This window comes from Flectobacillus sp. (genome assembly GCF_049240685.1).
In the GTDB taxonomy this organism is placed as follows: domain Bacteria; phylum Bacteroidota; class Bacteroidia; order Cytophagales; family Spirosomataceae; genus Flectobacillus.
In genome coordinates, this window is record NZ_JBMLSD010000514.1 from 1 (window position 1) to 4,715 (window position 4,715).

3 protein-coding genes are annotated in these 4,715 nt (G+C 38.5%); 2 read left to right on the plus strand and 1 reads right to left on the minus strand.

Going from position 1 to position 4,715, the window contains the following annotated elements; all coding sequences use genetic code 11:
- Positions 1 to 399: 399 nt before the first annotated feature.
- Complete coding sequence (locus tag ACOVQ4_RS23720) at positions 400 to 696, plus strand: hypothetical protein (RefSeq protein WP_166578065.1); 297 nt, start codon at positions 400 to 402, stop codon at positions 694 to 696.
- A 157-nt stretch (positions 697 to 853) separates the two neighbouring features.
- Here the strand turns inward: ACOVQ4_RS23720 and ACOVQ4_RS23725 are convergent, their stop codons facing one another.
- A complete protein-coding gene (locus ACOVQ4_RS23725) occupies positions 854 to 1,801 on the minus strand; it encodes an ATP-grasp domain-containing protein (protein ID WP_421823061.1) in 948 nt (315 codons plus the stop codon).
- A gap of 190 nt (positions 1,802 to 1,991) precedes the next feature.
- On the opposite strand from ACOVQ4_RS23725, the gene ACOVQ4_RS23730 reads away from it, so the two are divergent.
- A complete protein-coding gene (locus ACOVQ4_RS23730; RefSeq protein ID WP_421823062.1) occupies positions 1,992 to 4,559 on the plus strand; it encodes a DUF5686 family protein in 2,568 nt (855 codons plus the stop codon).
- Positions 4,560 to 4,715: the final 156 nt, after the last annotated feature.

Below are 4,715 nucleotides of genomic sequence, written 5' to 3' on the forward strand. Positions count from 1 at the left end.
CTGTTCCCTAAAAAAAAACTACTGCCTCCTTGCCTAAACCCTATCCCCTAAACCCCCTTTGTGCCTATGCCCCTGTTCCCTAAATAAAAAACTATTGCCTCTTTGCCTAACGCCTATCCCCTAAACCCACTCTGTGCCTATGCCCCTGTTCCCTAAATAAAAACTACTGCCTCCTTGCCTAAACCCTATCCCCTAAACCCCCTTTGTGCCTTTGCCGCTGTTCCCTCAATAAAAAACTACTGCCTCCTTGCCTAAATCCTATCCCCTAAATTCCCTCTGTGCCTTTGCCCCTGTTCACTCACAATGATAAATATTTCTCCTCGAAGAAACATTTATTCTATCAAATCGTTATATTTAAAAAGTTTAATAAATTCTTGGATAGTTTAAATATACAATCGAATGGAGCTACCTATTTTTAATTATAACTATTCGAATGAAGGAAAAGGTCAGAAAGATGATTTGGAAGTGGTGAAGGATGAAAGATGGCTTGGAAACTCCTTGGTAGGATATATGGTCGATGAGCAAAATGGTGAATGGCTGGTATCCTTGGTTTTTATTTCAAATGATAATCCTTTAAAATTTGCCATCCGACGATTGGAACGACACCATTCTATCGAAAAGGCAAATCAATATGCTATTCTTTCGCAAAAAACAGCAAGAATGCTGCAACCTTGCTATCAAAGTTTTAGTAATTAGGCAGTGAATTGTGAATGATGAATTGTGAGTTGTGAATAATGTTTTTTTATCGCTAAATTTCGAGTGAAAAACACCATTTATTAATAATTTACACTTATAATTCATCATTCACAATTCATCATTCACAATTCATCATTCACAATTCATCACTCACAACTCAAATACATTCTGAAACTACCAGACCTCGCTCTCTTACTTGTTCCTCTTTTTCGAGACGTAACAAAATTCTTCTGAAAATTTCTTGTAAACTGATGCCTTGATGTTGAGCAATAAATGGCAAAAAGCTATTTGAATCTAAATTTGGCATGGTATTGATGTCCAAAATATAGATTTTTCCGTCTGACACACGTACATCTGTGCGTGACATTCCTCTTAATCCTAAGGCATGATGTACACGCAAAACCATTTCCTGCATGGCTTGGCAAGTCTCCGTATCCAAGTCGTGATACAACACTTTTTCGGTACGACCGTATTGCTGTCCTGCAATGTACACTTCTCGCTCGTCGTCAGGACGAATTTCTAAGGGATTCAAACAAATGTAATCGCTCGCTTCTTCGTTAGGAATTACACCAACAGTAAATTCTCGACCCGAAAGATACGGTTGGATAATCATTTCATCCTTTTCCAATAACTGCTGATAAGGAATACTTTCTTTATCAAATACCAACATATTTTGATGAAGACTTCCAAAACGAGGCTTGGCAATAAAGCGATTAAAGTTGGAAGTACTAATTTCACTCAAAGGAATGATAGCTGGTGTCGGAACGCCCACTTTGGCACATACCTCTGGTAAATGTAGTTTATCTTTGGCCAATATCTGTGACTGATAATTGCTAGCAGTATGCTTAATTCCATTATCTTCGAGCCAACGAACGATATCATGTTGTCCTTCGTCGCCAAAACCATAACATACGTTGAATACAATATCAAACTGTTTAAGAAAATTGGCAAATTCGGAAGTAAATCCTACAAAATGGGTAACATAAGGGTAATATTCTTCGGGTGTGGAGGCTAAAAAATTAGCTACTGTACGAGCAAAAATATTTTCCTTCCATGGGGTAAAGCTAGAATCCGAGTAAAGGTAGATAAGCCTTTTGGTTGTCATGGGTAAAAAGGGGTTTAATTTCGAACCAAAATACTTGAACAAAATGGAGAAAAGGTTATCGGAATGTTATCTGTTTATTATTCTTTTTTCGCTTGTTTATCAGTATGTTACATATATTTTTCTTTAATGCTAAATTAATAATTCCATAACCCGAAATACCATTTTAGCATTGCATCTTTGCCCCTTAATTATGTTATCAAATCAATTTATTTTGAAAGCGTTTTATCGACCACTTTGGCTTTTTTGTATTCTACTAATTGCTTGGAATTCTAGTGCACAAACTTATATCAAGGTAAAAGGAAAGGTGGTTGATGCCAAGACCAGCGAAGTGATTCCTTTTGCTAGTATTTTGATTCAAGGCACCAACCGTGGAACGCAAACCGACCTCAACGGTAATTTCTTTATAGAAACTTCCGCTCAGCATCCTTCTATCAAAATCTCTATTATTGGGTATCAGTCCCAAACCAAAACCTTTCAAACGGCCAAAGACGTGCAACAACTTACGGTGCGTCTTCAATCGCTCAATACGAGTTTGGACGAAGTGGTGGTAAAAGGGAAAAAAGATAAATACCGCAATAAGGACAATCCTGCCGTGCAACTGGTACGAAAGGTGATTGAGCATAAATCAAAAAATCGCCCCGAGGCACTTGATTTTTATCAATACAATAAATACGAAAAGTTAGAATTTGATTTGAGTAATATTTCTGAAAAATTTAGAAATAAGCGCTCTCTTCGCAAGTTTGATTTTGTATTTAACCACCTCGATACCTCCAAAATCACTGGGAAGGTTACGTTGCCCATGTATCTCAAGGAGACTATCTCGGATGTGTATTACCGTAAAAATCCAGAAGCTAAAAAAGAACTTATTACTGGAGATAAAATGACTGGTCTGGGTGGCTATGTGGATAACAATGGGATAAAACTTTATTTGGAGGCATTGTATCAGGAGGTCAATTTTTATGACAACAATATTCTATTACTGGCGAAGCAGTTTTTAGGGCCGACTTCACCGATTGCACCGCAGTTTTATCGTTATGCCATTATTGATACAATCGTTTATAAAGATGTAAAATGCATTACTCTAGGCTTTGCACCTCGCAATACCAATGACCAATTGTTTCAAGGGCAAATGCTCGTAGCCATGGATTCGAGCTATGCGGTACGAAAGGTAGAAATGGGTTTTTCGAAAGATATTAATGTCAATTTTGTTACCGACCTCAAAATTGTGCAGGAATTTGAATTTGTGGGTGATAAAGGTTTGATGCTTACCAAGGACGATTTAATCATTGAATTTAACCCTCTGAAAAAAGAAAATGGTATGAGCTTATTTGGGCAAAGAAGCGTGTCCTATCATGACTATAAGCTCAATATGCCTATAGAAGCAAGCCATTTTGAGGGATATCGTACCGAAGTGCTCAAAGACGCCACTCAACGAAAAGATGATTATTGGGCTCATGCACGTCACCAACCACTTAGTACCAAAGAGATGGGTATTTACACCATGGTTGATAGTGTCAAAAGTGTGCCAGCATTCCAAAGGTTTATGAATACGGCCTCTTTCTTGTTGGAGGGATACAAACCTTTGGGAGCCTTCGAAATAGGGCCTGTAAATACTTTTTATAGCTTCAACCCTGTTGAAGGACTCCGTCTGCGCTTGGGCGGGCGTACTACTGCCAAATTTAGCGAACGAATGGCCTTTGAGGTATATTCGGCTTATGGTTTCCGTGATCAAAAGTGGAAGTATTTTGCCTCGGCGACGTTATCACTGACCGACCATAATATTTATACCTATCCGATTCGACATTTACGATTGTCTTATCAAAATGACTTAAAAATCCCTGGGCAAGAGTTACAGTTTGTTCAAGAAGATAACTTTTTACTTTCTTTCAAAAGAGGTATCAACAACCAACGAACCTACAACCAGGTTTGGACACTCGACTGGCTACGAGAATCGAAATCTGGGGTAGCGTGGAGCGCACAAATCAAGAAAACAATTCAAACACCAACGGGCTCGTTGACCTACGAAAATGGCTTAGGACAAACCGTACCTCAACTCGACAATACAGAATTTGGGGTAGGGTTGAGATATGCGCCTAATGAGCAGTTTTATCAAGGAAAAAACTATCGTATCCCGATTGTGAATCAATATCCCGTTATTCAACTACGCTATAATTATTCGCCAAAAGGATTTTTGGGAAGTGAATACGAATATAGTCGCGTGATGGCACAGATGTACAAACGGGTAAATATTCCGCCATTGGGTTATACCAATTTAACGATTGAAGGAGCTAAGTTATGGGGGAAAGTGCCATTTCCGCTGTTGCTCATTCATAGAGCCAACCAAACGTATTCGTATCAGTTAGAGTCCTATAACTTGATGAACTTCTTGGAGTTTGTAAGTGATCAATATGCTACCATATTTTTCGATCATCATTTCAACGGATTTTTCTTTAATAAAATCCCCTTGTTGAACCGACTCAAAATCCGTGAAGTAGCCACATTTACAGGTTTGTGGGGAAGCGTATCTGACCAGAATAAACCATCGTCGGATAATCAGTTACTGGCGTTTCCAAAATATGCCAATGGCGACCCTATTACCTATTCCTTAGATCACCGACCTTATATGGAGATGAGTGTAGGGGTAGAAAACGTATTTAAAATTCTTAGAATAGACCTCCTCAAACGACTATCTTATCTCGACCATCCAAATGCACCAAGTTCGCTGGCAGTTAGATTTAGAGTGAAGTTTGATTTTTAGGCACAAGGCAACAGGCACAAGGCGCAAAGAGTGTTAAAATTGTTTTTTAACAGCCATGCTTTTTTACAAAGCCTACCGCCGAAAGCCGATACCTGAAAGCGTAAGGTTCAAAAATTAAATTCTTTTTTCTTTAAGAACTGAAGTATTTTGTGTGAA